The sequence below is a fragment of the Aestuariibaculum sp. M13 genome (assembly GCF_024723255.1).
GTDB classification, from domain to species: domain Bacteria; phylum Bacteroidota; class Bacteroidia; order Flavobacteriales; family Flavobacteriaceae; genus Aestuariibaculum; species Aestuariibaculum lutulentum.
The window spans coordinates 22257-46081 of the sequence record NZ_JANIAC010000005.1; the positions used below are offsets into that span (position 1 = coordinate 22257).

General features: G+C 34.2%; 27 protein-coding genes. 17 read left to right on the plus strand and 10 right to left on the minus strand.

The genetic code is table 11. The features are described 5' to 3' along the window. Window positions 1–41 precede the first annotated feature (41 nt). Window positions 42–1445 carry a trypsin-like peptidase domain-containing protein gene (locus NO995_RS15485; protein WP_258228293.1) on the minus strand — a complete coding sequence of 468 codons (1404 nt, stop codon included), beginning with the start codon at window positions 1443–1445 and terminating at the stop codon, window positions 42–44. Between the two features lie 236 nt (window positions 1446–1681). Here NO995_RS15485 and dapF point away from each other — a divergent pair, with 236 nt between their 5' ends. The 5 genes from dapF (at window position 1682) to NO995_RS15510 (ending at window position 5717) form a co-directional block, all read left to right on the plus strand. Then, window positions 1682–2455, plus strand: a complete 774-nt coding sequence (gene dapF / locus NO995_RS15490; protein ID WP_258228294.1) for a diaminopimelate epimerase — start codon at window positions 1682–1684, stop codon at window positions 2453–2455. After that, on the plus strand, window positions 2452–2976 hold the full coding sequence (locus NO995_RS15495) for a GNAT family N-acetyltransferase (RefSeq protein ID WP_258228295.1): 525 nt from the start codon (window positions 2452–2454) through the stop codon (window positions 2974–2976). Before dapF ends, NO995_RS15495 begins: the two co-directional genes overlap by 4 nt. After that, window positions 2977–4020 carry an endolytic transglycosylase MltG gene (gene mltG / locus NO995_RS15500; RefSeq protein WP_258228296.1) on the plus strand — a complete coding sequence of 348 codons (1044 nt, stop codon included), beginning with the start codon at window positions 2977–2979 and terminating at the stop codon, window positions 4018–4020. Between the two features lie 14 nt (window positions 4021–4034). Beyond that, window positions 4035–4946 carry a YfiM family protein gene (locus NO995_RS15505; RefSeq protein WP_258228297.1) on the plus strand — a complete coding sequence of 304 codons (912 nt, stop codon included), beginning with the start codon at window positions 4035–4037 and terminating at the stop codon, window positions 4944–4946. Window positions 4947–5057: 111 nt separating this feature from the next. Continuing rightward, window positions 5058–5717, plus strand: a complete 660-nt coding sequence (locus NO995_RS15510) for a peptidoglycan-binding protein LysM (RefSeq protein ID WP_258228298.1) — start codon at window positions 5058–5060, stop codon at window positions 5715–5717. A gap of 8 nt (window positions 5718–5725) precedes the next feature. On the opposite strand, the gene NO995_RS15515 is transcribed toward NO995_RS15510, so the two are convergent. From NO995_RS15515 to dnaA, 3 genes are read right to left on the minus strand one after another with little or no spacing between them, the layout of a single operon-like run. Continuing rightward, the gene (locus tag NO995_RS15515) at window positions 5726–6382 is read right to left on the minus strand and encodes an SAM-dependent methyltransferase (protein WP_258228543.1); all 657 of its coding nucleotides are present in this window, start codon (window positions 6380–6382) and stop codon (window positions 5726–5728) included. A gap of 58 nt (window positions 6383–6440) precedes the next feature. Continuing rightward, a complete protein-coding gene (locus NO995_RS15520; protein WP_258228299.1) occupies window positions 6441–6893 on the minus strand; it encodes a low molecular weight protein-tyrosine-phosphatase in 453 nt (150 codons plus the stop codon). A 12-nt stretch (window positions 6894–6905) separates the two neighbouring features. Then, the gene (gene dnaA / locus NO995_RS15525) at window positions 6906–8333 is read right to left on the minus strand and encodes a chromosomal replication initiator protein DnaA (protein ID WP_240573403.1); all 1428 of its coding nucleotides are present in this window, start codon (window positions 8331–8333) and stop codon (window positions 6906–6908) included. Window positions 8334–8517: 184 nt separating this feature from the next. Here dnaA and NO995_RS15530 point away from each other — a divergent pair, with 184 nt between their 5' ends. Beyond that, the gene (locus NO995_RS15530; protein WP_258228300.1) at window positions 8518–8916 is read left to right on the plus strand and encodes a thioesterase family protein; all 399 of its coding nucleotides are present in this window, start codon (window positions 8518–8520) and stop codon (window positions 8914–8916) included. A 1-nt stretch (window position 8917) separates the two neighbouring features. Here NO995_RS15530 and NO995_RS15535 read toward each other — a convergent pair whose 3' ends face one another. Genes NO995_RS15535 through NO995_RS15550 form a run of 4 tightly spaced genes read right to left on the minus strand, consistent with a single transcriptional unit; the run spans window position 8918 to window position 11601 of the window. Next, on the minus strand, window positions 8918–9526 hold the full coding sequence (locus tag NO995_RS15535) for a YigZ family protein (RefSeq protein WP_258228301.1): 609 nt from the start codon (window positions 9524–9526) through the stop codon (window positions 8918–8920). A gap of 5 nt (window positions 9527–9531) precedes the next feature. Continuing rightward, window positions 9532–10143 (minus strand): HAD family phosphatase, encoded by a 612-nt coding sequence (locus tag NO995_RS15540; RefSeq protein WP_258228302.1) that lies wholly within the window; start codon window positions 10141–10143, stop codon window positions 9532–9534. Beyond that, a complete protein-coding gene (ribD, locus tag NO995_RS15545; protein WP_258228303.1) occupies window positions 10136–11140 on the minus strand; it encodes a bifunctional diaminohydroxyphosphoribosylaminopyrimidine deaminase/5-amino-6-(5-phosphoribosylamino)uracil reductase RibD in 1005 nt (334 codons plus the stop codon). The genes NO995_RS15540 and ribD overlap by 8 nt, the downstream gene beginning before the upstream one ends. Window positions 11141–11148: 8 nt before the next feature. Beyond that, window positions 11149–11601 (minus strand): hypothetical protein, encoded by a 453-nt coding sequence (locus NO995_RS15550; RefSeq protein ID WP_258228304.1) that lies wholly within the window; start codon window positions 11599–11601, stop codon window positions 11149–11151. A 157-nt stretch (window positions 11602–11758) separates the two neighbouring features. Here NO995_RS15550 and prmC point away from each other — a divergent pair, with 157 nt between their 5' ends. The 4 genes from prmC to NO995_RS15570 all read left to right on the plus strand — a co-directional run bounded on the left by prmC (window position 11759) and on the right by NO995_RS15570 (window position 16285). Beyond that, window positions 11759–12622 (plus strand): peptide chain release factor N(5)-glutamine methyltransferase, encoded by an 864-nt coding sequence (gene prmC, locus NO995_RS15555; RefSeq protein WP_258228305.1) that lies wholly within the window; start codon window positions 11759–11761, stop codon window positions 12620–12622. A gap of 10 nt (window positions 12623–12632) precedes the next feature. Then, window positions 12633–14633, plus strand: coding sequence for an NAD-dependent DNA ligase LigA (ligA, locus tag NO995_RS15560; RefSeq protein WP_258228306.1), 2001 nt, complete (start codon window positions 12633–12635; stop codon window positions 14631–14633). Between the two features lie 81 nt (window positions 14634–14714). Next, window positions 14715–15431, plus strand: a complete 717-nt coding sequence (locus NO995_RS15565) for a hypothetical protein (protein ID WP_258228307.1) — start codon at window positions 14715–14717, stop codon at window positions 15429–15431. Between the two features lie 116 nt (window positions 15432–15547). Beyond that, window positions 15548–16285 (plus strand): hypothetical protein, encoded by a 738-nt coding sequence (locus NO995_RS15570; RefSeq protein WP_258228308.1) that lies wholly within the window; start codon window positions 15548–15550, stop codon window positions 16283–16285. On the opposite strand, the gene NO995_RS15575 is transcribed toward NO995_RS15570, so the two are convergent. Together NO995_RS15575 and NO995_RS15580 are read right to left on the minus strand one after the other, a co-directional pair. Beyond that, window positions 16282–17199: a bifunctional UDP-sugar hydrolase/5'-nucleotidase gene (locus tag NO995_RS15575; protein WP_258228309.1), complete on the minus strand. Its 918-nt coding sequence runs from the start codon at window positions 17197–17199 to the stop codon at window positions 16282–16284. The genes NO995_RS15570 and NO995_RS15575 overlap by 4 nt on opposite strands. 9 nt (window positions 17200–17208) lie before the next feature. Continuing rightward, on the minus strand, window positions 17209–17970 hold the full coding sequence (locus NO995_RS15580) for a 5'-nucleotidase C-terminal domain-containing protein (protein WP_258228310.1): 762 nt from the start codon (window positions 17968–17970) through the stop codon (window positions 17209–17211). Between the two features lie 58 nt (window positions 17971–18028). Here NO995_RS15580 and NO995_RS15585 point away from each other — a divergent pair, with 58 nt between their 5' ends. The 7 genes from NO995_RS15585 to NO995_RS15615 all read left to right on the plus strand — a co-directional run bounded on the left by NO995_RS15585 (window position 18029) and on the right by NO995_RS15615 (window position 23808). Next, window positions 18029–18547 carry a DUF6913 domain-containing protein gene (locus tag NO995_RS15585; RefSeq protein WP_258228311.1) on the plus strand — a complete coding sequence of 173 codons (519 nt, stop codon included), beginning with the start codon at window positions 18029–18031 and terminating at the stop codon, window positions 18545–18547. 2 nt (window positions 18548–18549) lie between these two features. Next, a complete protein-coding gene (gene dapA, locus NO995_RS15590; protein WP_258228312.1) occupies window positions 18550–19428 on the plus strand; it encodes a 4-hydroxy-tetrahydrodipicolinate synthase in 879 nt (292 codons plus the stop codon). Window position 19429: 1 nt separating this feature from the next. Further along, window positions 19430–20353 (plus strand): ion channel, encoded by a 924-nt coding sequence (locus NO995_RS15595; RefSeq protein WP_258228313.1) that lies wholly within the window; start codon window positions 19430–19432, stop codon window positions 20351–20353. A 191-nt stretch (window positions 20354–20544) separates the two neighbouring features. Further along, on the plus strand, window positions 20545–21354 hold the full coding sequence (locus NO995_RS15600; RefSeq protein ID WP_258228314.1) for an outer membrane protein assembly factor BamD: 810 nt from the start codon (window positions 20545–20547) through the stop codon (window positions 21352–21354). A gap of 24 nt (window positions 21355–21378) precedes the next feature. After that, window positions 21379–21705: a DNA-directed RNA polymerase subunit omega gene (locus NO995_RS15605; protein ID WP_240573382.1), complete on the plus strand. Its 327-nt coding sequence runs from the start codon at window positions 21379–21381 to the stop codon at window positions 21703–21705. Window positions 21706–21716: 11 nt separating this feature from the next. Then, window positions 21717–22928 (plus strand): bifunctional phosphopantothenoylcysteine decarboxylase/phosphopantothenate--cysteine ligase CoaBC, encoded by a 1212-nt coding sequence (gene coaBC, locus NO995_RS15610; RefSeq protein ID WP_258228315.1) that lies wholly within the window; start codon window positions 21717–21719, stop codon window positions 22926–22928. Beyond that, window positions 22921–23808: a DUF4835 family protein gene (locus NO995_RS15615; RefSeq protein ID WP_258228316.1), complete on the plus strand. Its 888-nt coding sequence runs from the start codon at window positions 22921–22923 to the stop codon at window positions 23806–23808. The genes coaBC and NO995_RS15615 overlap by 8 nt, the downstream gene beginning before the upstream one ends. Window positions 23809–23825 lie beyond the last annotated feature (17 nt).

Sequence of the window (23825 nt, forward strand, 5' to 3'; positions counted from 1 at the left end):
ACTTTTTAAGAGGCTAAATGACAATTATTATTTAAATGTTTTTATCTGAAGTTGTAACGTTCTTTTTCTCCTTTAGAATTGATTAATTCAATGCGAAGCGGTTCATAAGACGATCTGTTTTTAATAGCTTCCTGTGCATCATCAACAGTATTTATTTTTACATCGTTAATGGATGTGATAATAGAACCTTCATCTACACCGTTTTTCTTCCAGTACGATTCATATTCTTTATTTAATTCAATAATTTTAATACCATTGGTAGCGTTTACAGATTTTAAATCTTCTCTTTTAGCATTTTTAACCATACCAACTAAAGGCAGATTTAAAGTTTCGTTTCTTGTTAATTTTACATTAACGGTTTTAAGTTCACCATCTCTGGAAATTTTAAGCTCCACAATATCATCAACACGTTTTGCACCTATGTGTCCTGTTAAATCGGAGAATTTAGAAACTTTAATACGGTCTATTTCCTTAATAATATCACCTTCTTTAATGCCGGCTTTATCGGCACCAGAATCTTCAACCACACCAGCAACATATATACCTTCGGTGTCATTAACACCTAAATCGGTTGCAGCAGCACTGTTTAAAGCACCTCCGGTAATGCCTAAAATACCATTTTGTACATTGCCGTATTCCATAATGTCTTCAATAACACGTCTGGCAATATTACTTGGAACTGCAAACGAATATCCAATATAAGAACCTGTTTGAGACGAAATAGCAGTATTAATACCAATAAGCTCTCCATTGGTATTCACTAAGGCGCCACCTGAGTTTCCTGGATTTACAGCGGCATCGGTTTGGATAAACGACTGTGTAGAATTACCCGATAAATCTCTGGCTTTTGCACTAATAATACCAGCTGTAACTGTTGAAGTTAAGTTAAAAGGGTTACCCACAGCCAATACCCATTCGCCAATTTTAGCCTGGTCTGAATCCGCAAAAGTAACATAAGGTAAGTCTTCATCGGCATCAATTTTAAGCAAGGCAATGTCGGTTTTAGGATCAGAACCTACAATTTCGGCATCGTAAGTTTTGTTGTTATTTAAAGTTACCGTTAGTTTATCTGAATTATTGATCACATGATTATTAGTGATGATGTATCCATCGGCATTAATAATTACTCCGGAGCCAGTTCCCATTTGTGCACGTTGCGGACTTCTTCCTAAAAATAAATCCTGAAACGTCATTTGTCCGGTGCTAATGGTCACGTTTTTAACGTGAACAACCGCATTAACCGTGTTTTCGGCCGCCGTTGTTAAATCGGGTGCCTCAGCAGCAGTGTTAAATACATTACTAATATTACTTGTTGGTAAAAATGATGGATTAGAGTCTGCTGTAATTTCTATTTTGTTTTCAGGCTCTAAAAAAAGTTTGTAGGCACCTAGAGTTAAAGCGCCTCCTAATGCTGAAACTAATACTAATGAGAAAATCTTCTTCATAATTATCATCTATTTTAGTTAATATTCAATAAATGCCAAAATGTTCGCCAGGTTTGTTTTTGAGAGGTTTAACCTTTGTTGGGTGAAGATTTTAGCAATTAAAATCTGATTTAAGAACGATTAAAATTAATTATTTATTGAGTTCCTTTTTTTGTTTTAACGATTTTTAACGTCAATTTTAACTCGGGTTTAACACGTGAAAAAACGGTTAATTATTCCTATATTTGCCCTCTATTATGCAACAGACTTTTTATAAATATCAAGGAACAGGAAACGATTTTGTGATGATTGATAATCGTCAGCAAACGTTCGACAAAAACGATACCAAACGCGTCGCGTTTTTATGTGACAGACGTTTTGGCATAGGTGCAGACGGATTAATTTTATTGGAAAACCATCCCGATTTAGATTTTAAGATGGTCTATTATAATGCCGATGGAAACGAAAGCACCATGTGTGGGAACGGCGGACGTTGTTTAGTGGCTTTTGCTAAAGATTTAGGTGTTATAAAAGAACATGCTGTTTTTGAGGCCATTGATGGGTTACATCACGCTGAAATTAAAGACGGAATTGTAAAACTTCAAATGTTAGATGTTGATACTGTGGAACAGTACGAAAACCATGTGTTTTTAAATACAGGGTCGCCACACCATGTTCAGTTTGAAGAAAATATAGAAAATTTCGATATTAAAACTAAAGGAGCCCAAATTCGTTATGGTGAGCCTTATAATCAGGCAGGATCTAACGTTAACTTTGTAAAGAAGATTAATAACGATACCTTTCGAGTTAGAACTTACGAGCGTGGGGTAGAGGACGAAACCTTGTCTTGCGGAACCGGTGTAACAGCTGTGGCCATTGCGATGCATACATTAGGAGAAACTGACAGTACTTTAATTAATTTAAATGTAGAAGGCGGAAAGTTACAGGTAAGTTTCGATGTGGAGAATGGTATTTACAAAAACGTTTGGCTTATCGGGCCAGCAACCTACGTTTTCAAAGGAACAATATGATTACCTTAAAAGGAGAACATATTTATTTACGTGCTCTGGAACCTGAAGATTTAGAGTTTATTCATGCTATTGAAAACGACGAATCTATCTGGGAACTAAGTTGCACACAAACACCGTATTCTAAATATTTAATCAAACAGTATTTAGAGCAGGCTCACAAAGATATTTTTGAGGTTAAACAACTGCGTCTGGTTATCTGTAATTACGAAAATGAAGCTTTAGGGTTGATAGATTTGTTCGACTTTGATTTTAAAAATAAACGTGCCGGAGTTGGTATTTTGGTTAAGGAACCGAAAGATCGCTCAAAAGGTATTGGTAGTGAAGCTTTAAAATTATTGATTAATTATTGTTTCACACATTTAGATTTGCATCAGTTATATTGTAATATTTCAGAAGATAACCAAGCGAGCATCAACCTTTTTACCAAACAAGGGTTTAAAGAAGTTGGGCTTAAAAAAGACTGGATTCACTTTAACGGATCTTTTAAAAACGAATATTTATTTCAGCTTATAAATAATTAAATGTACTTAAAAAAAATACTTGTTGCCATAGCATTATTAGGTTTGGTTGGCGCAGCATACTTTGCTTATTTTGTTTACAACACCATGTTAAAGCCAAATACAGCATTTAATAACGATACTGCTTATATATATGTAAGAACCAACGCCACTTACCCAGAGGTTAGAGAACAGTTAGAGACCTTGTTAGAAAATATAGACTCTTTTGACGTGTTGGCAAAACAAAAAAAGTACACAACTAATTTAAAAGCCGGTCGTTTCGCTATCAAAAGAGGAATGAGTAATAATGATATCATCAACTCGATACGAAGCAAAAACTTGCCTATTACTTTGTCTTTTAACAATCAGGAAAGTTTAGAAAAGTTAGCAGGACGAATCAGTTCTCAAATTGAAGCTGATAGTACATCGCTGGTTGAAGCCATGAATGATGCTGCATTTTTATCTGAAAATAAATTCAGTAAGGCTTCAGCTTTGGGTATGTATATTCCGAATAGTTATGAGTTTTTCTGGAATTCATCTGCAAAATTATTCAGAGAGCGGATGCTTACTGAGTATAATCGTTTCTGGAACGATTCGCGTAAAGCTAAAGCAAAAGCTATTGGTTTATCGCAAGCGGAAGTGATGACACTGGCGTCTATTGTTTACGAAGAGTCTAAACAAGCCAGTGAACAACCAAGAATTGCTGGGGTGTATATGAACAGATTACGTATCGGGATGCCATTACAAGCCGACCCGACGTTAAAGTTTGCAGCCTATCAATTACCAGAATATAAAAACACCGTGATAAAGCGTGTACTTAACGTTCATAAAGAAATAGATTCACCTTATAACACGTATAAAAATGCAGGTTTACCACCAGGATTAATTGCCATGCCTGATATTTCTGCGATTGATGCGGTTTTAAACTTTGAGAAGCATAGCTATTTGTATTTCGCTGCTGATGCTCAGCATTTAGGGTTTCATAAGTTTGCAAAGACCTTATCTCAGCATAATGCCAATGCGAGAGAATATCAGCGTTATTTATCTTCCCAAGGTATCAATAAATAATACATAAAACTTAAATGATAGACAAAAGGCTAACATATATAATACTTTTTTTATGTGTTAGCCTTTTGTCTTTTGCACAATCTGCTACAAATCGTTTTCTTACCCCAAGCGATACTTTAAATACATCCAGAAGAAATGCTGTTGTAATAAGCGAGGCTTCTTTAGCAGGAATTACATTGGTTGGTTTAAACCAGTTATGGTATGCCGATTATGAGCGTTCTAAATTTCACACCATAAATGATAATAAGGAATGGCTCCAAATGGATAAAATGGGGCACGTCTTTACATCGTATCAAATAGGAAAGTTTGGGGCGGACCTTTTAAGCTGGAGTGGCGCGAGTGAAAAAGACCAGTTAATTTACGGTTCTACTTTAGGTTTTGGGTTTCTTACTGCCGTTGAGGTTCTCGATGGTTTTTCCGAAGAATGGGGCTTTTCCTGGGGAGATATTATCGCGAATGCCTCTGGAACCGGACTGTATGTTGGGCAGCAACTGCTTTGGAATGAGCAACGTATACTGTTAAAGTTTTCTTATCATGAAACAATGTATGCTTCACAACGTTCTGATAAACTGGGAAACGGTTTTTTTGAACGTGTTTTAAAAGATTATAACGGACAAACCTATTGGTTAAGTGTTAATTTAAGTTCTTTTTTTAAAGAAAGTAAGCTTCCGAAATGGCTGAATCTAGCGTTTGGATATGGCGCTGATGGGATGTTATCTGGCGTTTCAGAAGAAAATAATTTAAATTTACCAGACTACAATAGGTATCGTCAGTACTATTTAAGTCTTGATGTAGACTTGAGTAAGCTACAAACTAAGTCACAGTTGTTACGAACTGTTTTTGAGGTTTTTAACACAATAAAAATACCTTTTCCTACATTAGAAATTAATAAAAATGGATGTGCATTTCATCTATTCTACATCTAAAAAAAGTAGATAAACGATTAATTTTGAAATAATTAATAAAATTTATAATTTTGCACGCTGAATTTTCAAGCTCATTAGGTACATTTTACCGAGCTGAAGAAATTTAAGTTTATGAGAAAAAGTATTGCAACTTTTATTGCCCTAAGTGTTACAATATGTATTCTATTGTCCTTATCGTTTACAACAGATGAAACGGTAAATTTAGGTAAATACTCAACAGCTGGCTTAGAGTTAAATTATACTGTAAGTCCGGACGAAGACATTAAAGATAATGTTTTGGCGTCGAACGATGTGAACAAAACGTTTTCTCCTTATCTGGGGAAATCTTTTGTAGGATTTAAAGAAGCCGTTGGTTTTAAAGAGTCTGGCGGCGATTATTTTACTGTGAATACTTTAGGGTATTTAGGTAAATATCAATTTGGAAAAGGTACATTGAAATTATTGGGAATTAACAATCCTAAAAAGTTTTTAAACAATCCAGAATTACAAGAGCGTGCATTTATCGCTAATGCAGAGCGTAACAAATGGGTGCTTCGTAGAGACATCAAGAATTTTGTTGGAAAACGAATTAATGGTATTTTGGTTACAGAATCAGGAATTTTAGCAGCGGCACATTTAGCCGGTCCTGGAAGTGTAAAGAAGTATTTAAGAAGTTACGGTTTGGATAACTTTGAAGACAGCTATGGTACAAACGTAGCGTATTATATGAAAAAGTTTTCAGGTTATGATACCTCTTCGCTAAAACCTAACAAGAAAGCAAAAGCAATTTAAAGGTTATATTAGCTTTTATGAATTATGAATATCGTAGGTCTTTTATGAAGGTCTACGATATTTTTTTTCCAGCTAGCTGCAGATTGTGTTTTTATAAATTCGGTATCCAAAGTAATATCACAAGCCACACAAATCTGCGTGTTACTTTCAAGAATTTGGCATAAATCTTCCAGCATTTTATTGTTTCTGTATGGTGTTTCAATAAATAATTGCGACTGATTATAATCCAAAGATAAGCGCTCTAATCGTTTAATTTCGTTTTTACGTTCGCCTTTGTCGATAGGTAAGTAGCCATTAAAAGCGAAACTTTGTCCGTTCATTCCGGAAGCCATAACAGACATTAAAATGGAAGAAGGACCAACTAAAGGAACAACTTTAATATTGTGTCTATGTGCCAAACTAACAATATCGGCACCAGGATCGGCAACGCCAGGACATCCGGCTTCCGATAGCAGTCCTACATTGGTTCCGTTAAGGCAAGGTTCTATAAAATTAGGTAAATCGGCAGGGTCGGTAAATTTGTTCAGGTGAAACATTTTTAAGCCTGGCTGCGATTTTTCCGGTGTTATTTTTTTAATAAAGCGTCTGGCCGTTTTATCGTTTTCAACAATAAACGTGTTCGTTTGTTCAATAACACGTTTTACGGTTTGCGGCAAAACGTCCATAGGGTCATTATCGCCCAATGTGGTTGGAATTAAATATAGAACGCCTCTGGTATTCACTTTAATTAAGTTTTTTAGCTATTATAGAACAGGCTTCGTCTAACATATTATAGACGTTTTCGAAACCCTCATTTCCTCCGTAATACGGGTCGGGAACAGGGTAATTTTCGTTAGGATATGTTTCGTTTAAAATAAACAGAACCTTTGTTTTGTCGCTTTCGTTTCGAGCTAAGGAGATGACATCTTGGTAATTTGATTCATCCATGACATAGATATAATCAAAACGATCGAAATCTGAAACAACAAATTGACGTGCTTTTAAATTTGAAATATTTAATCCGTATTTTCTAGCAACGGCTATAGAGCGATGATCAGGTTGACTGCCGGAATGGTAATTAGCCGTTCCGGCGGAGTCTACTGTAAAGGTGTTTTGAGGAAGTTTGGATTTTAAAATCCCCTCGGCTAATGGCGAACGGCAAATATTGCCCAAACAAACCATTAATATTTTAGTCATTTAAAAAGGTTTTTAAACAGACAGTTTCTTTGTAATATCATCAACATACTTTTTAAATTGTTTGTCTGTTGATGTTAAATTATCTACGGTTTTACAAGCGTGTAATACCGTCGCGTGGTCACGTTTCCCAATTTGAGAACCAATACTAGCTAACGATGCTTTTGTAAATTTCTTCGCAAAAAACATAGCTAATTGTCTGGCTTGTACGATATGACGTTTTCTTGTTTTCGATTGTAAGGTGCTTACATCCATCTGGAAGTAATCAGAAACTACTTTTTGTATGTAGTCAATAGATACTTCACGTTTGGTATTCTTAACAAATTTCTCAACAACAATGCGTGCTAAATCAATAGTTACTTCTTTTTTGTTGAAAGAAGATTGAGCAATTAAAGAGATGATGGCACCTTCAAGCTCACGTACATTCGATTTAATATTTTTTGCTACGTAATCAATAATTTCGTCTGGCATATCTACACCATCACGATATAATTTATTTTTTACGATAGAAACACGTGTTTCAAAATCTGGTGTTTGTAATTCTGCCGAAAGTCCCCACTTAAAACGAGATAATAAACGTTGTTCAATATCCTGCATATCTACTGGTGCTTTATCACTGGTTAAAATAACCTGTTTACCGTTTTGGTGTAAGTGGTTAAAGATATGGAAGAATACATCCTGAGTTCCTGTTTTACCAGAAAGGAATTGAACGTCGTCAATAATTAACACGTCAATAATTTGATAGAAGTGAATAAAATCATTTCTATTATTTTTCTTAACCGAATCAATATACTGTTGGGTAAACTTCTCAGCCGAGATATATAGAACTGTTTTTTCCGGATACTTATCTTTAATATCCACACCAATAGCGTGTACAAGGTGGGTTTTTCCTAAACCAACACCACCAAAAATAAGTAGGGGGTTAAACGATGTTCCTCCGGGTTTAGCCGCTACCGCCAATCCGGCACTTCTAGCTAAACGGTTAGAATCTCCTTCTAAAAAGTTTTCAAAACTGTAATTAGGATTTAATTGCGATTCAATTTTAACATTTCTAATTCCTGGAATAACGAACGGATTACGTAATTCAGGGTTTTTGTTCTTTAAAGGAATGTCAACTTCCTGTGATTTTACAGCACTTCTGTTTGAACTCGGAATCTTCTCAGTAAACGGTTGCTTGTTGCCATAGGTGTTTTCCATTTTAATAATGTAAACCAGCTTGGCCTTTTCTCCCAACTCTTTGGTTAAAGATACTTTTAGAATCTTAACATAGTGTTCTTCAAGCCATTCGTAGAAAAATTTACTTGGTACTTGAATACTTAGGGCGTTGTCTGTGAGTTTAACTGCGATGATTGGTTCAAACCAAGTTTTGTAAGCTTGCGGTTGGATGTTATCCTTTATGAATTCTAGACAATTATTCCATACCGTTTGCGCAGTTTTACTCATTGTTTATTTCGTGGGTTTTAGTAGTTTTGTGATCGAGAAAAAAGTTTCTCTGTGTTGTTCTTTGGCTCGGCAAATATGTGAACAAAATTCTTAAAAAAAAAATCAAAAAGGTATTGAATTTTTATAAAAAAATACTCATGCTCGAGCCTTTGCCGAAACTACAAAAAAATATTTAATAATCCTTATGAAAATCGACGAAATACAAATTAGAGTGCGTTATGGAGAAACAGACCAAATGGGAGTGGTTTATCACGGAAATTACGCATTATATCTGGAAATGGGACGTATTGAATGGCTTAGAAAACTTGGGATTTCATATAAGTCTATGGAAGAAAATGGCGTCATGTTACCTGTTGTTTCGATGACTGTAAATTATAAAAAATCAGCGTGTTACGACGATGTAATTAATGTAAAAACTGAAGTGGTTAAAGTGCCAACTGCAAAAATTGAATTTAATTACGAAATAACAAATGAGGCAGGAGAACTTTTAACAACGGCTAGTACCACTTTGGTGTTTATCGATATGAAAACTAACCGCCCCATACGGGCTCCGCAGTACATTTTAGATGCTATTAAGAAGTAGTCTAAATTTCTAAAATTTTTATTTCAAAAAGGTGATCGAAGGTGTTAAAAACAGAATCGGCTTCGGTCTTCCTTACCGAGATGGTAATTTGGCAATCTAATTCTAATTTTTGATGCATAATGTTCAGGTTTTTTTCCTTGATAATACGCATCACTGTATTCATGTTTTTATAGTCAAAAGTGATAAGGAAATCTTTATTAATTGTCTTTTCAATAATTTTGGCTTCCTCAAGTGTCATTTGTGCAGTGGTTCGGTATGCGCTAATTAATCCACCAACACCTAATTTTACACCGCCAAAGTAACGAACAACAACAATTAAAGTGTTAGTAACCTCGAAAGATTGAATTTGTCCGTATATGGGCATGCCTGCAGAATTGCTCGGTTCGCCATCATCATTTGCTCTGTAGCTAATATTTTCAGTGCCTATTTGATAGGCGTAACACCAGTGTCTTGCTGAATGGTGTTCTTTTTTTAAGGTTTCAATGTGTTCTTTAATTTCTTCTTCATTAGAAACGGGGAAAGCATAACCGAAAAACTTGCTGTTTTTGTCTTTGTATAATATGCCTTCAACAGGTGCTTTTATGGTTTTGTATAAATCTGAATTGTCCAAATCAATTAAAATATATTGGCTTCCGTTTTGAATAGTGTGCAGACATCTTCTGTTTTCGGATTGATGTTCCAGGTTTTAATGCCTAAGGTTTCTGCAGTTTTACAGTTGTCGGTATTATCATCAATAAAGAAGCATTCGCTGGCCTTTAGTTTGTTTTCGTTTAAGACAAATTCAAAAATGTCTTTATTAGGTTTTCTTAATTGAATTTCATGTGATAAATAAAACTGATCGAAACAGTTTTTAAACTCTTCGAAAAACGGAAACTGCTCTTTAATCCAGTCGATATGTAGATCGTTGGTATTGCTTAATAAGATGAGTTTGTACTTACCTTCTTTTTTTAATTGCTGAAGAAATTCTAAACGGTGTTTTGGGAAATCTTTCAGCATAAAATTCCAGATATCAATCAATTCTTGGTTTGACAGATGCGGAAAGTTGTCGCTGTAAAATTCAAGTAGTTCTTCGGTAGAAATTAAGCCTTGTTCGTAAAAACTATTGAAAGCTAACATTTCATCTGAAAAGTTATCGATTTTAAATTTTTCGAAGGCGTATTGTAAATTGCCTTCAATATCTAAGTTAATGAAAACGTTCCCGAAATCGAATATAAGGGTATTAATCATTTGTGTAAGTTTTTAATGTGTCGTTAATAATATGTTCTTCAGAAATTAATTTCCCTGAAAACTTAGGTGTTTTAGTTCCTGCTTTAAATGTTGTGCTGCCTGTGAAAATGCGAGCTTCATCCCAAAGGTTTTCATCTATAAACGTTTGAAGGGTTTTAGCGCCGCCTTCAATAATAATGGAAGTGATGTTTTCTTTATAAAGCAATTCGGTTATTTGTTGTGCTATATTTTCTGAAAAATCAATGTTTTCCTTAGTTATGGTAATGGTTTTGGCTTCGTTACGAAATACAGATAAATTTTTAGGGAGTTTGGCTTCAGCGTCTAAAACAACTCGGATAGGATGTTGACCTGTCCAATCTCTGGTAGTTAAACTTGGGTTGTCTTGTAAAACTGTATTTGTGCCGACTAGAATAGCCTGTTCTTCGGCGCGCCATTTATGAACTAATTGTCTGCTAAATGTATTGGTTATCCAAACAGGTTTTTGTTCGTCTTTGGTTTGAGGAGCAATAAAACCATCTGCAGTTTCTGCCCATTTTAGAATAATATAAGGACGCTTTTTGTTATGGAATGTAAAAAAACGCTTGTGGTGCTCTTTGCATTCCTGTTCTAAAATGCCAACAGTAACATGTCGACCAGCATTTCTTAGTTTTTCAATGCCTTTTCCTGCAACCAGAATATTATCATCTAAACACCCGATTACTATTTTGGGGATTTCGTGTTTTATGATTAAATCACTGCATGGTGGTGTTTTGCCATAGTGTGAGCAAGGCTCTAAGGTTACATATATGGTAGCTTCTTTTAGCAGGTTTTTATCCTTAACCGAATTAATCGCATTAACTTCGGCGTGGTTGCCGCCATAAGCACTTGTAAAACCTTCACCAATAATTTTATTGTTATACACAATTACGCTGCCAACCATAGGGTTTGGTCGTGTATAGCCTAATCCGTTTTTGGCAATTTCAATGCAGCGTCTTATGTAGTATTCGTGCGTTTTCAAAAAGTAACTTATTTAATTTTTATATTGTCGGTTTTGTCTAAAGCATAAGTATATGAAAACCCAAAGACTCTGTAGGTGATGTCGCCTTTATATTGCACTTTTACTTTTCTACTAAAAATACTTCCCAGCAGTCCGCTTAAGCTTTTATCACTAAAAAGGCTGTCTGTTGGAATTTCGGCACGTAATGGAATTGAGAATTCTTTTTCGGCCGGGACATCAAATCGTTCAGCAGAAACTTTTCCCATTTGATTATCATTTACAAAAATTTTAATTTCATCGGTTTCTAAAGCTCCGCTAATTATATTTGGGTTTAGAAACAGTGCATCGGCACTTATGATAATATGATTTGCATTCGATTCGGTAACGTGAATATTTTCAACTCTTAAAAACTCTGGTTTTTCTTTAACTGAGCAACTTAAAAAGGAGATTAATATTGTTGATAAGATTATAAGGCGTTTCATGGTCTTTTTTTTAAGATTTAAGTATCTTCACTTGCGCAAAATTAACATTTTAAAGTTAGTAAAGTACTATGGTTATTGGTTAAAATAACCAGTTGGTATTTATTGGTTTAACTTTGTGAATATTGATTTTTAAACTCACGCCGTGTGCTTTCAGATTATGAAATTAAAGGAAATACAACAGCAGTATCACCAGGAATTAGACCTTATTTACGGAAAAGAAGAAGTCGATAGTTTCTTTTTTTTGTTGATAGAGTCCTTTTATGGCATGACCCGAATTAAGCTAGCTATAGATTCTGAAGCATCGGTTGAAAATGGTGCGAAAATGTTAGAAGCTTTAGAGCAATTAAAGGATGAGCAACCTATTCAATATATAATTGGAGAGACTGAGTTTTTTGGTTTGCCTTTTAAGGTTAATCCGTATACTTTAATTCCTCGTCCTGAAACCGAGGAGTTGGTAGAGTGGATTATTAAGCATCAGCCAAAATTAAATCATGAAACTTTAAATATTTTGGATATTGGAACAGGAAGTGGTTGTATCGCTATTTCGTTGGCTAAAAATATCCCCACTGCTAAAGTGTATGCTTTAGATGTAAGTCTGGGAGCTTTAAGTACGGCAAAACAGAATGCGGAGTTGAATAATGTTTCGATAGAATTTATTGAAGCCAATATTTTAAATTCTGAAACCTGGAGTGATGCTTTTAAAAATGAGAAGTTCAGCATAATTGTGTCTAATCCGCCATATGTTCGAGAGCAGGAAAAACAACTCATGAAACCAAATGTGCTTAATAATGAACCACATCTGGCTTTGTTTGTAAAGGATGAAAATCCATTGCTGTTTTATAAGGCTATTGCTCAATATGCGAGTACCAACTTAGAGCCACAGGGCGCATTGTTTTTTGAGATTAATGAATTTTTAGGTCGAGAAATGATTCATTTGTTGACCACAAATAATTTTGTAAATATTCAATTGAAACAGGATATCTTCAAAAAAGATAGAATGATTAAAGGAGAAAAGAATTAGAGAATTACCTATGACTATAGAACAACAGATAAAAAAACTTAGAGAAGAATTAAATCAGCATAACTACAATTATTATGTGTTAGATAATCCTGTAATTTCAGATTACGATTTCGATTTAAAACTAAAAGAGCTTCAGGATTTAGAAGCTAAACATCCTGAGTTTTTTGATGCTAATTCGCCTACGCATCGTGTTGGCGGAGCTGTAACTAAAAATTTTGAAACGGTTGCGCACGAGTATCGCATGTATTCGTTAGATAATTCTTATTCAAAAGAAGATTTACAGGATTGGGAAACCCGTATTAAAAAGTTGGTTGATGGCGATATTCAATATACCTGTGAGTTAAAGTACGACGGTGCTTCCATCAGTTTAACCTACGAAGAAGGGAAGTTAATAAAAGCAGTAACTCGTGGCGATGGGTTTCAAGGAGATAATGTAACGGCTAATGTACGTACGATAAAGTCGGTTCCTTTGGAGTTGAAAGGTGATTATCCATCAAAATTCGATATTCGAGGTGAAATTGTTCTGCCATTCGAAGGGTTTAATAAAATGAATGAGGAACGCATCGAAATTGGTGAAGAACCCTATAGAAATCCGAGAAACACAGCTTCAGGCAGTTTAAAGCTTCAGGATAGTGCCGAAGTTGCTAAGCGTCCGTTAGAGTGTTTGTTGTATAATTTAACCGGAAGCAATTTGGGAGTTGGTTCTCAGTTCGAGAGTTTAGAAAAAGCAAGGCAATGGGGGTTTAAAGTGCCTAATGCAGCGAAATTGACCAATTCTCTTGAAGAAGTTTTAGAGTTTATTGATTACTGGAATGAGGAGCGCCATAATCTACCTTATGAAACTGATGGTGTTGTTATTAAAGTAAATAGTTTACAGCAACAGGAAGAACTAGGGTATACTGCAAAAGCACCAAGATGGGCGATAGCTTATAAATTTAAAGCAGAGCAGGTCTCTACTAGATTAAATAGTATTACCTATCAGGTTGGGCGTACCGGTGCGATAACGCCAGTGGCTAATTTGGAACCAGTTGAATTAGCAGGAACAACGGTTAAGCGTGCCTCTTTGCATAATGGCGATCAAATAGAGAAATTAGATATTAGAGTAGGCGATGAAGTGTATGTTGAGAAGGGCGGGGAGATTATTCCTAAAATTTTAGGAGTTGATTTATCGATGCGCCCGGAAGATTCTGAACCAACACAATATATAACACATTGTCCGGAATGTGATACTGAATTGGTGAGACAGGAAGGTGAAGCTCAGCATTACTGTCCGAATTATAATGGCTGTGAACCTCAAATAATTGGTCGTATTCAGCATTACATCTCCAGAAAAGCCATGGATATTGAAGGTTTAGGAGGTGAAACGGTGACTTTGCTTGTTAAAGCGGGTCTAATTAGTAATTATTCTGATTTATATGAATTAACCAAGGAACAGGTTATTCCGTTGGAGCGTATGGCGGAAAAGAGTGCGGAAAATTTAATTAACGGTATTGAAGCCTCTAAAAATATTCCTTTTGAACGCGTGCTTTACGCCTTAGGGATTCGCTATGTGGGAGAAACGGTAGCTAAAAAGTTAGCAAAGCACTATAAAAGTATTGATGCTATTGCTCAGGCCACACAAGATGAATTGGTTAATGTTGATGAGATTGGTGTAAAGATTGCTGAAAGTGTTCTTGCATTTTTTGCTTCCGAAGAAAATATACATATTATTAACAGGTTGAAATCTTTTGGAGTACAATTGGAAATTTCGGCTGAACAACTTCAGGGGCAAACCGATATTTTAAAAGGGCAAAGTATTGTGGTTTCAGGAGTGTTTGAAATTGTTTCAAGAGATGAACTTAAAAAGCTTATTGAAGATAATGGGGGGAAAGTGAGTAGTTCAATTTCGTCGAAAACAAGCTTTTTGGTTGCTGGAGAAAAAATGGGGCCAAGTAAGCTAAAAAAGGCAGAAAGCTTGAATATAGATATAAAAACAGAGTCTCAATTCTTACAAATGATTGGTGTTAAATAATTTTTTATCGACAAAAAGCACTTTTTTATCGTTTAATTGTAATATTTGTTTATATTTGCCCTAAAGAATTAGATTGCTATTATGCTTAAATCTAAAATAATAGAGGGTTTGGTTATATTAATTTACATATTATTTGTTCTGTTTCAATTTACAGGTCACGATGATTTGGCTTATTATTCCAGTTCATTAATTCTGCCATTTATCACAATCACATACTTTATTAAGGTAAAAAACAGGTCGTTGTTTTTTACCTTGTTTTTGGTTTTGTTTTCTATTTCCGATTTACTGGTGTTTTTTGAAGGCATTACGTTATATAAGAAAATAGATTATTATTTAGGGAATGCCTTGTACATTTTAGCTTATACCTGTTTGTTTTTTGAGATCTCTAAATCAATAAAAATAAAGTTTTTAATAAAGAATTATTTTATACACCTAATAGTTTTATCTGTGTTGAGCGTATATATAGTGTATTTTCTTCAGGGTGTAGTAAAACCTTATGTTTCGGTTACTGATGAGTATTATGTAGAGCTTGTTTATAATATAGTTTTATTGTTGCTTCTTTCTACAGCCCTTTTAGCATATTTTTATAAGGACAATGTAAAGTCGTTATACATGTTCGTAGGGGTTTTAAGTGTTGTTTTTGCCGAGGTAATGTGGGTGGCATATAATTATATGGGAGAGCGTAATTTACTTAATTTGTTATCTACAACATTGTATTTGGTTGGCTTTTACTTCTTTTACAGACAATCAAAACTCTTAGATGTTAATCAGGAAGAGTTAAATATGGTAACTCACTAAGTTTAAAGTTTGCTAAGTTTTAAAATTTTGACGGTATTTCATCGATTAAGTGTATGGTTTTTGGTTTGAAATGCGAAATTTTATTAAGTTTGGGATAACCTACTTATGAAATTACCATGAAAAACTGGATTGCAAATACAGGCGATAAAGTCTTTGTATTGGCTTTATGGTTGTTAGTTGCTGTGAGTTGTATAGCAGTTTTAACTTCAAAAGCTTCTCTGATTACCTATAGTTTACTTTTATATGTGCCTTTGTTTTCGATTGCTTATTTCTCTAAGTACAAATCGTTAAAATTTGGTTTTATAGCGTATTTACTATTCTCATTTTTAGGAGATACATCTAGTCTGTTTTTTACAGAAGGTATGCTAATCAAAGCCTCGAGCGTGTTTTACTTTTTAGGTTTTATGTATTTACTAATCATGATTTTGCCAAAATTTAAATTATCGGAAGTGCAGCCTTTGGTGGGGCCTTATTTAATAAGTGTATTTTTAATTTTTGCTTTCTTTTTATTTCAGATTTATAATATTTTGAATTTAACTTTGGAAAGCACAGCAGAAGTTCAGTTGTTCGGATTGAAGAGCTTAAGTCTGGTTGTTCTAGGTTTAGTGGCTTTTGGAGTGTATTTAAATACCCAGACTAAATTATCCGTTCTGTTCTTAATAGGTGTTGGATGCCTGTTTTTTTCCGTAATCCTGAATTACATCAATTTATATTATGTGTATCGTTTAGAATTTGTAGCTATAGAACGCATATTATACACAGTGGCTTTGTTCTTTTTGTTTAAACATGCTGTTTTAGACAAGGAGCAAATTCAGGAAGAAAAAAGTTTTAATTCAAGCAAAGTTTTAGCTTAAACTATAATCGATGTTCCGTTGGCAGATTTGTTCTTGTCTGTATCGAAATAAAAATCAATTCGTCCCAGGTTAATACCCCAATATCCCACTTGATTTACAAGCATATTTTTGTCTTCACTATTTTTAACAACTGTAGGTTTTGCTAAAAAAGTATGGGTATGTCCCCCAATAATTAAATCGATATCTTTGGTTGATTTCGCTAATATTAAATCACATAGCCTATCAGGATTTTCCTTGTAATAATATCCCAAATGAGACAGGCAGATAACTAAATCGCATTGTTTTTCTGTTTTTAAAATACGAGACATGTCTTGTGCGGTTTCAATGGGGTCTAAGTATTTTGTTTCTTTGTAATTTTTGGAGTCTACAATACCTTTCAGTTTAATTCCTAATCCAAAAATTCCAATTTTAATACCATCAACATTATAAATTTTATATGGTTTAGTATGGGTATCCATAATGGTGTTCGAAAAATCGTAGTTGGAACAGATAAAATCGAATTTAGCATGTGGTAATTGCGCATACAAACCATCAATACCGGCATCAAAGTCATGATTTCCAAGTGTGGCAGCGTCATATTTTAGCATGCTCATAAGTTTAAATTCTAATTCACCACCATAATAATTAAAATATGGTGTGCCCTGAAAAATATCACCGGCATCTAAAAGGAGTGTATTGGGGTTTTCTTTTCTAATGGATTCTACTAAACTGGCTCTTCTGGCAACGCCTCCCATATTAGGATAGGTTCCGTCGTTAGGACCAAACGGATCGATATGACTATGCACATCGTTGGTGTGAAGTATGGTAATTTGTTTTGTACTCGTTTTGTTTGCGAACGATTGAAGCCCAATACCGCCTAAAGTTATTAAAGCTGTAGTTGCTGAAGTTTTTTGAATAAAATCTCTACGTTTCATGATTAGGGCTTATGGTGTTATTTGAATAAATCGGTCGTCAATGGTAGGGCTAATGGTGTCTGTTTTCTTAAAGTAATCAATAATAGCATTTCTAACCTTATAATCAATTTTATAAAGACTATCGTTAAGTTGGAAAAATGTCATGCTATCTCCACCATTATAAAGGTAATCTTGAGTGGCTACGTAGTAGGTTTTGTCCTCTTCAATTTTATGATTTTTTATAGTTGCTTCAATTAATTTATAATCTTGATCGATTACTAATTTAAGTTTTGAAAATGGATTTGCTTTTTTTGCCTTACACAAGTATTCAAGCATTTTGTCTATTTCAGGTTTCTTCAAAGCAACAATAACTATATTGTTTTCAAACGGCATTAATTCAAAAGCCGTTCTGGTGGTAATGTCACCTTTTGAAACTATGGTTCGAATACTTCCGTAGCTAAGTAAAACCATATCTATATCGTGCCCGGTTCTGCTTTTAAAAACAGGGTTGGATTGCTCGTAAATAACATCTGCCATAAAGTTTCCAATAGCTGTATTGAATTTACCATCGTCTCTGGAGTAAGTGCCAACCGAATAAGCTAAAACACTATCTAAATCTTTGTTAAGATGCGATCTAAAAGGTTTTATAAAGCTATCAATTTCAGATACATTTTTTAGGCTATCTGTAATGCCTATTTGTTTTCCTTCAATTTTTGTTAGGTGATATTCGGGCTGTTTACAACTGATAAAAAGTGATATATATAACAAATAAATTAAAAATGTAAACCTCATATTTTTAGTAGATTTTTTGAATCTAGTTTTGTTACCTTTGCGCAAATTATAAAGATAAATGATTTTAAAAGGTTTTAAAGAAAAATCTAATAAAAAGTACTTAAACAAACTGTTAAATGAAAGACAGGGAAGGGTTGACGACAGTAAAATTGAAAGTTTAGGTGTTATCTTTAATTATGATGAGACGGATAACTTTGAGCAATTTAGAAAGTTAGCCGATAAGCTAAAAGTGCGTCCTAATAAGGTGAAAATAATTGCTTTTTCAGAACGGGAAATAGAATTGCAAAGCACCTGGGATGTCTGTTATACTTTTAAAGATTTCGGTTGGAAGGGCGCTGTGAATAATTCAGAATTACAGGCGTTTATAAAAACAGAGTTTGATGCCCTTATAAGCTTTTATAATAATGATATTTTAGAATTAAAATTGATGACAGCCTTATCGAAAGCAAAATTTAAAATAGGTGTTTTGCAAGATGATGAACGTTTAAACGATTTTATTATTAAAACCAAATTGAATGAATTTGATGTGTTTGAAAACGAGCTTTTTAAATACTTAACTATATTAAATAAAATTTAAAAATGAATAGTAAGTTTCTAGGAACTGGAGTTGCTTTGGTTACACCGTTTAAATCAGATTTAAGTGTGGACCATGGGGCTTTGACTAATATTGTAAATTTCAATATTGAAAATGGTGTTGAGTATCTTGTAATTTGTGGAACAACAGGAGAAGTTGTTACGTTAACTAAAGAAGAGAAGAAGGAAGTTGTTGAAACTGTAGTTAAAGCAAATAATGGTCGTGTGCCTATGGTTTTAGGTATTGGAGGAAACAACACAGCTCTTGTTGTAGAAGAAATAAAATCGACAGATTTAAGTCAAATGGCAGCTATTTTATCTGTATCTCCGTATTATAGCAAACCAACTCAGGAAGGAATTTATCAGCATTTTAAAGCAGTTGCTGAAGCTTGCCCGATTGATGTGATTCTTTATAACGTTCCAGGGCGTACTTCTAAAAATATGGAAGTTTCAACAACTTTACGTTTAGCTCAAGATTTTGAAAATGTTGTAGCAGTAAAAGAAGCAGGAAATAATATTGCTCAGTATTACGAATTAATAAAAAATAAACCAGAGGGTTTTGCTGTTATTTCAGGAGATGATGATTTAGCTTTAGGTGTTGTTTTAGCTGGTGGGGCAGGAGTTATTTCTGTAATTGGTCAAGGATTTCCTAGAGAATTTTCAGAAATGATTCGTTTAGGGTTAGCTGGAAATGCCAAAGAAGCTTTTAAACTTCATTATAAATTAATGGATGTTATTGGTTATATTTTTGAAGAAAATAACCCGGCAGGAATTAAAGGTGTTTTCGAAGCTTTAAGTCTTTGTCAAGACACTGTAAGATTGCCATTAGTGCCAGCGTCTGATGCTTTAAAAGCTAAAATAAAATCGTTTGTAGCAACCTTTTAATGTGGTAAATAAAATAAAAGATCCGGGAGTAGGGAATGCCTCTGCGCAGTATGCTAAACGCATGCTTAAACCTGATGGATCTTTTAATTTAAAATATCATAACAAACCACGAAAATTTTCCGAAGCCTATCACTTTTTGGTAAATATTTCGTGGTTTTATTTTTTTAGCCTATCCTTTTTGGTAGGCTTTTTAATTAATGCACTGTTCGCTTTAATTTATCTGTTAATAGGAATTGAAGAAATCACTGCCTTATCAGGTAGTCCGGTTCAGGATTTTTTCAATGCCTTTTTCTTTAGTACACAAACTTTTACTACAGTAGGGTATGGTGCCCTGGCACCAAACGGATGGTTGAGCGGTATGGTAGCATCTATTGAATCTTTTTTAGGTTTAATGTTATTCGCCTTTGTAACCGGTTTAATTTATGGTCGGTTTTCGAAGCCACGATCAGCAGTCAGGTTTAGTAAATATCTTGTTTTAAGAGATTTTAAACAGCATCGCGCCATCATGTTTAGGTTGGTTAATGATAGGAAATCGGTAATGATTCAACCTAAAATATCGGTAACTTTAATGTTATCTCAGCCTAATGATTCAGGAATTTATGAGAATAATTTTTATTTGTTAAACCTGGAACGAGATGCCATAGATTATTTGCCTACAACATGGACTATTGTTCATGAATTGGATGATGAAAGTCCGTTGTCGAATTATTCAAATGAAGCCATAAAAAAGCTTCATGGCGAATTAATTATCATGATAAGTTATTACGACGAATCCTTCAATCAGGAAGTTCATAAAATTCATTCCTATGATTTAAAGGAAGTTCAAGTCGATTTCAAATTTGTAAAGGCACAAAATTTTAATCCTGAAGGGACTCTAATTCTGGATTACGACCTTTTTGATGCTATTGAACCACACAAAAGTTAAATATTACTTAATCCTTGTTGTTCCTATAAAGCTTCAAGTATTTTAGCGTGAAATAATATTTTTAAAATCCATATTATTAACTTAATTTTGCATCTTGTTTTAAAACAATGAAATATGCATATTTACAATAAATTAAATATGTTTATGTTATGCATATAAGATTTGATAATAGAAACAGGTAATAACAACAAATGAAAAGATTTCTTTATTTATTATTAACAATCACAGTTTTAAACTCTTGTAGCGAATATCAGAAAACCTTAAAGTCTGAAGATATTGCGGCAAAGTATAAAATGGGAGAAGAACTTTATAACGAAGGTAAGTATGCCAAAGCTAACAGGTTGTTTGAGCCACTTATAGCAAGTTATAGAGGGAAACCTCAGGCTGAAAAACTAATGTATTTATATTCAAAATCGTTATACGAAGTTGGAGATTATTATACAGCAGGATATCAGTTAGAGCGTTTTGCAACCAGTTACCCTAAAAGTGAGAAGTTAGAAGAAACCTCTTATTTGGCAGCGAAAAGTTATTACATGAGATCGCCTATTTATTCTAAAGATCAAAAGGAAACAAAAGAAGCGATAGATAAATTACAAGGGTTTATCAACCAATTTCCAAAGTCGGAGTATTTATCTGCAGCTAACGAATTGGTAAAAGAATTAGACTTTAAATTAGAAAAGAAAGCATTTGAAATTGCTAAACAGTACAATACAATTTCAGATTACGAAGCATCTATTAAGTCGTTCGATAATTTTGTAATTGATTTTCCTGGATCTAATTTAAGAGAAGAAGCTCTGTTTTACAGATTGGATTCAGCTTATAAATTAGCAATTAATAGTTTCGACTTTAAACGAGGAACTTATGTACCTTTAAAGAAACCACGTTTAGAGCAAGCCAAAGAATACTGTGATTCCTTTAAGCAATCATATGCCGCTTCAGAGCATATTGAAGAGGTAAATGAAATTGGAATTGTAATAGACGAAGAAATAAAAAAGTTATAGCATAAAAAGTTAAATATAAAGACGATGGATTTAAAGAAAACCAATGCTCCTGTTAATACCATTACGTACGACAGAAACCAAATTGACGAGCCGACAGGCAACATTTATGAGTCAATTTCTATCATTGCAAGACGTGCTGATCAGATTAACACAGAGATTAAAAAAGAGCTTATCGATAAGTTAGAAGAGTTTGCTACTTATAACGATAGCTTAGAAGAAATCTTCGAAAATAAAGAGCAAATTGAGGTGTCTAAATTTTACGAAAAATTACCAAAACCTCATGCTTTAGCTGTTCAAGAATGGTTAACAGATAAAGTTTATTTTAGAAACACTGAAGAAGATAATCAGTAACCGTTTTTAAAATGTCAATATTAAGCGGCAAGAACATACTATTAGGAATTAGTGGTGGTATTGCCGCTTACAAAACAGCTTCATTAGTAAGGTTATTTATAAAATCGGGTGCCAACGTAAAAGTTGTAATGACACCGGCTTCAAAAGATTTTGTAACTCCTTTAACCTTATCTACGCTTTCAAAACATCCGGTGTATTCCTCGTTCACTCATGACGATGACGACAATGCCGTTTGGACTAATCATGTCGATTTAGGGCTTTGGGCCGATTTATTCATCGTAGCACCTGCAACCGCTAACACTTTATCTAAAATGGCCAATGGTGTTTGTGATAATCTCTTATTAGCAACGTATTTATCAGCGAAATGTCCGGTGTATTTTGCACCAGCCATGGATTTAGACATGTACAAACACGAAAGTACTTTGCGTTCTTTCAAAGTTTTGAAATCTTACGGTAACATCATGATTCCGGCTACGAGTGGCGAATTAGCCAGCGGACTGGTAGGTGAAGGACGTATGGCTGAACCGGAAGATATTGTATCTTTCATTGAAAGCGATATTTTAAATCAATTACCACTTCGCGGAAAGAAAGTTTTAATTACCGCAGGTCCCACTTACGAAGCCATAGATCCCGTCCGCTTTATAGGAAATCATTCCAGTGGAAAAATGGGTTTTGAAATCGCTAAAGCAGCTGCGAATTTAGGTGCTGAGGTTGTTTTGGTTTCAGGACCAACCAGTCAATCTGTGTCACATGGTTTAATTCAGGTTGTACCTGTAGTTAGTGCACAGGATATGTACAATGCGGTTCATGAATATTACGATGCGGTTGATATTGCTATTTGTTCTGCAGCTGTAGCTGATTACAAACCAAAAGATGTGGCAGCTCAGAAAATAAAAAAGAGCGATGCTACGTTAACATTAGAGTTAGAAAAAACTCAGGATATCTTAGCGTCTTTAGGAAAATCTAAATCCAATCAGTTTCTTGTAGGCTTTGCTTTAGAAACCAATAACGAATTGGAAAACGCAAAAGACAAGCTAAAAAGAAAGAATTTAAATTTAATTGTTTTAAATTCGTTAAACGATAAAGGTGCCGGTTTTAAAGGCGATACTAATAAAGTAACCTTTATTGATGATGAAAATAACATTAACGAATATCAGTTAAAATCTAAAGCTGAAGTAGCTAAAGATTTGATAAATAAAATTTTAGAACAAATTAATGCGTAACATTCTAGTCGTTTTATTATTCTCTTTAAGTGTTTTTGGTTTTGCCCAGGAATTAAATTGCAATGTTGTGGTTAATGCACAACAAACCGGAAACGAGAACTTTCCCATTTTTAAAACATTAGAAAAGCAATTAACCGAGTTTGTAAACAATACCAAGTGGACAGACAAAACCTTTGCTTTACAAGAGCGTATTGATTGTAGTTTTATTGTAAACGTAACTAATTATAGTGGTGAAGCGTTTCAGGCGTCATTACAAGTACAGTCGTCCAGACCAGTTTACGGTTCTTCATTTAGTACCCCAATTTATAATTTTAATGATAAGGATTTTAACTTTCGATATTTAGAGTATCAAAACTTAATTTTTAATCCTACACAATATCAGTCTAACTTAGTGTCCGTTATAGCATTTCATGTATATATGGTTTTAGGTTTAGATGCCGATTCGTTTGCTGAGAATGGAGGAGATCCTTATTTTAAGCAGGCACAAATTATTACAAACTATTCACAACAGGAAAATTATAAAGGTTGGAAGGTTGAAGATGGTTTACAAAGCCGTTTTGCGTTAATCGACAATATTTTATCGCCTACATTTAAAGAGTATCGTCAGGTTATGTATGATTACCACATGCAAGGTTTAGATGTGATGAGTGATAACGCCAAATCAGGAAAAGAAGAAGTAGCGACATCTTTAATCAAGTTTAAAGCGATGAACTCACGCCGACCAAATTCTTTTCTGTTACGTACGTTTTTTGATGCTAAAGCCGATGAAATAGAACAAATCTTTAGTGATGGTCCGAATGTGAACATTGCCAGCGTTAAAGAAACCCTTCAAAAAGTGGCGCCAACTTACAATAGCAAATGGCAAAATATTAAGTTTTAAGGAGTATAGCTTTAAGC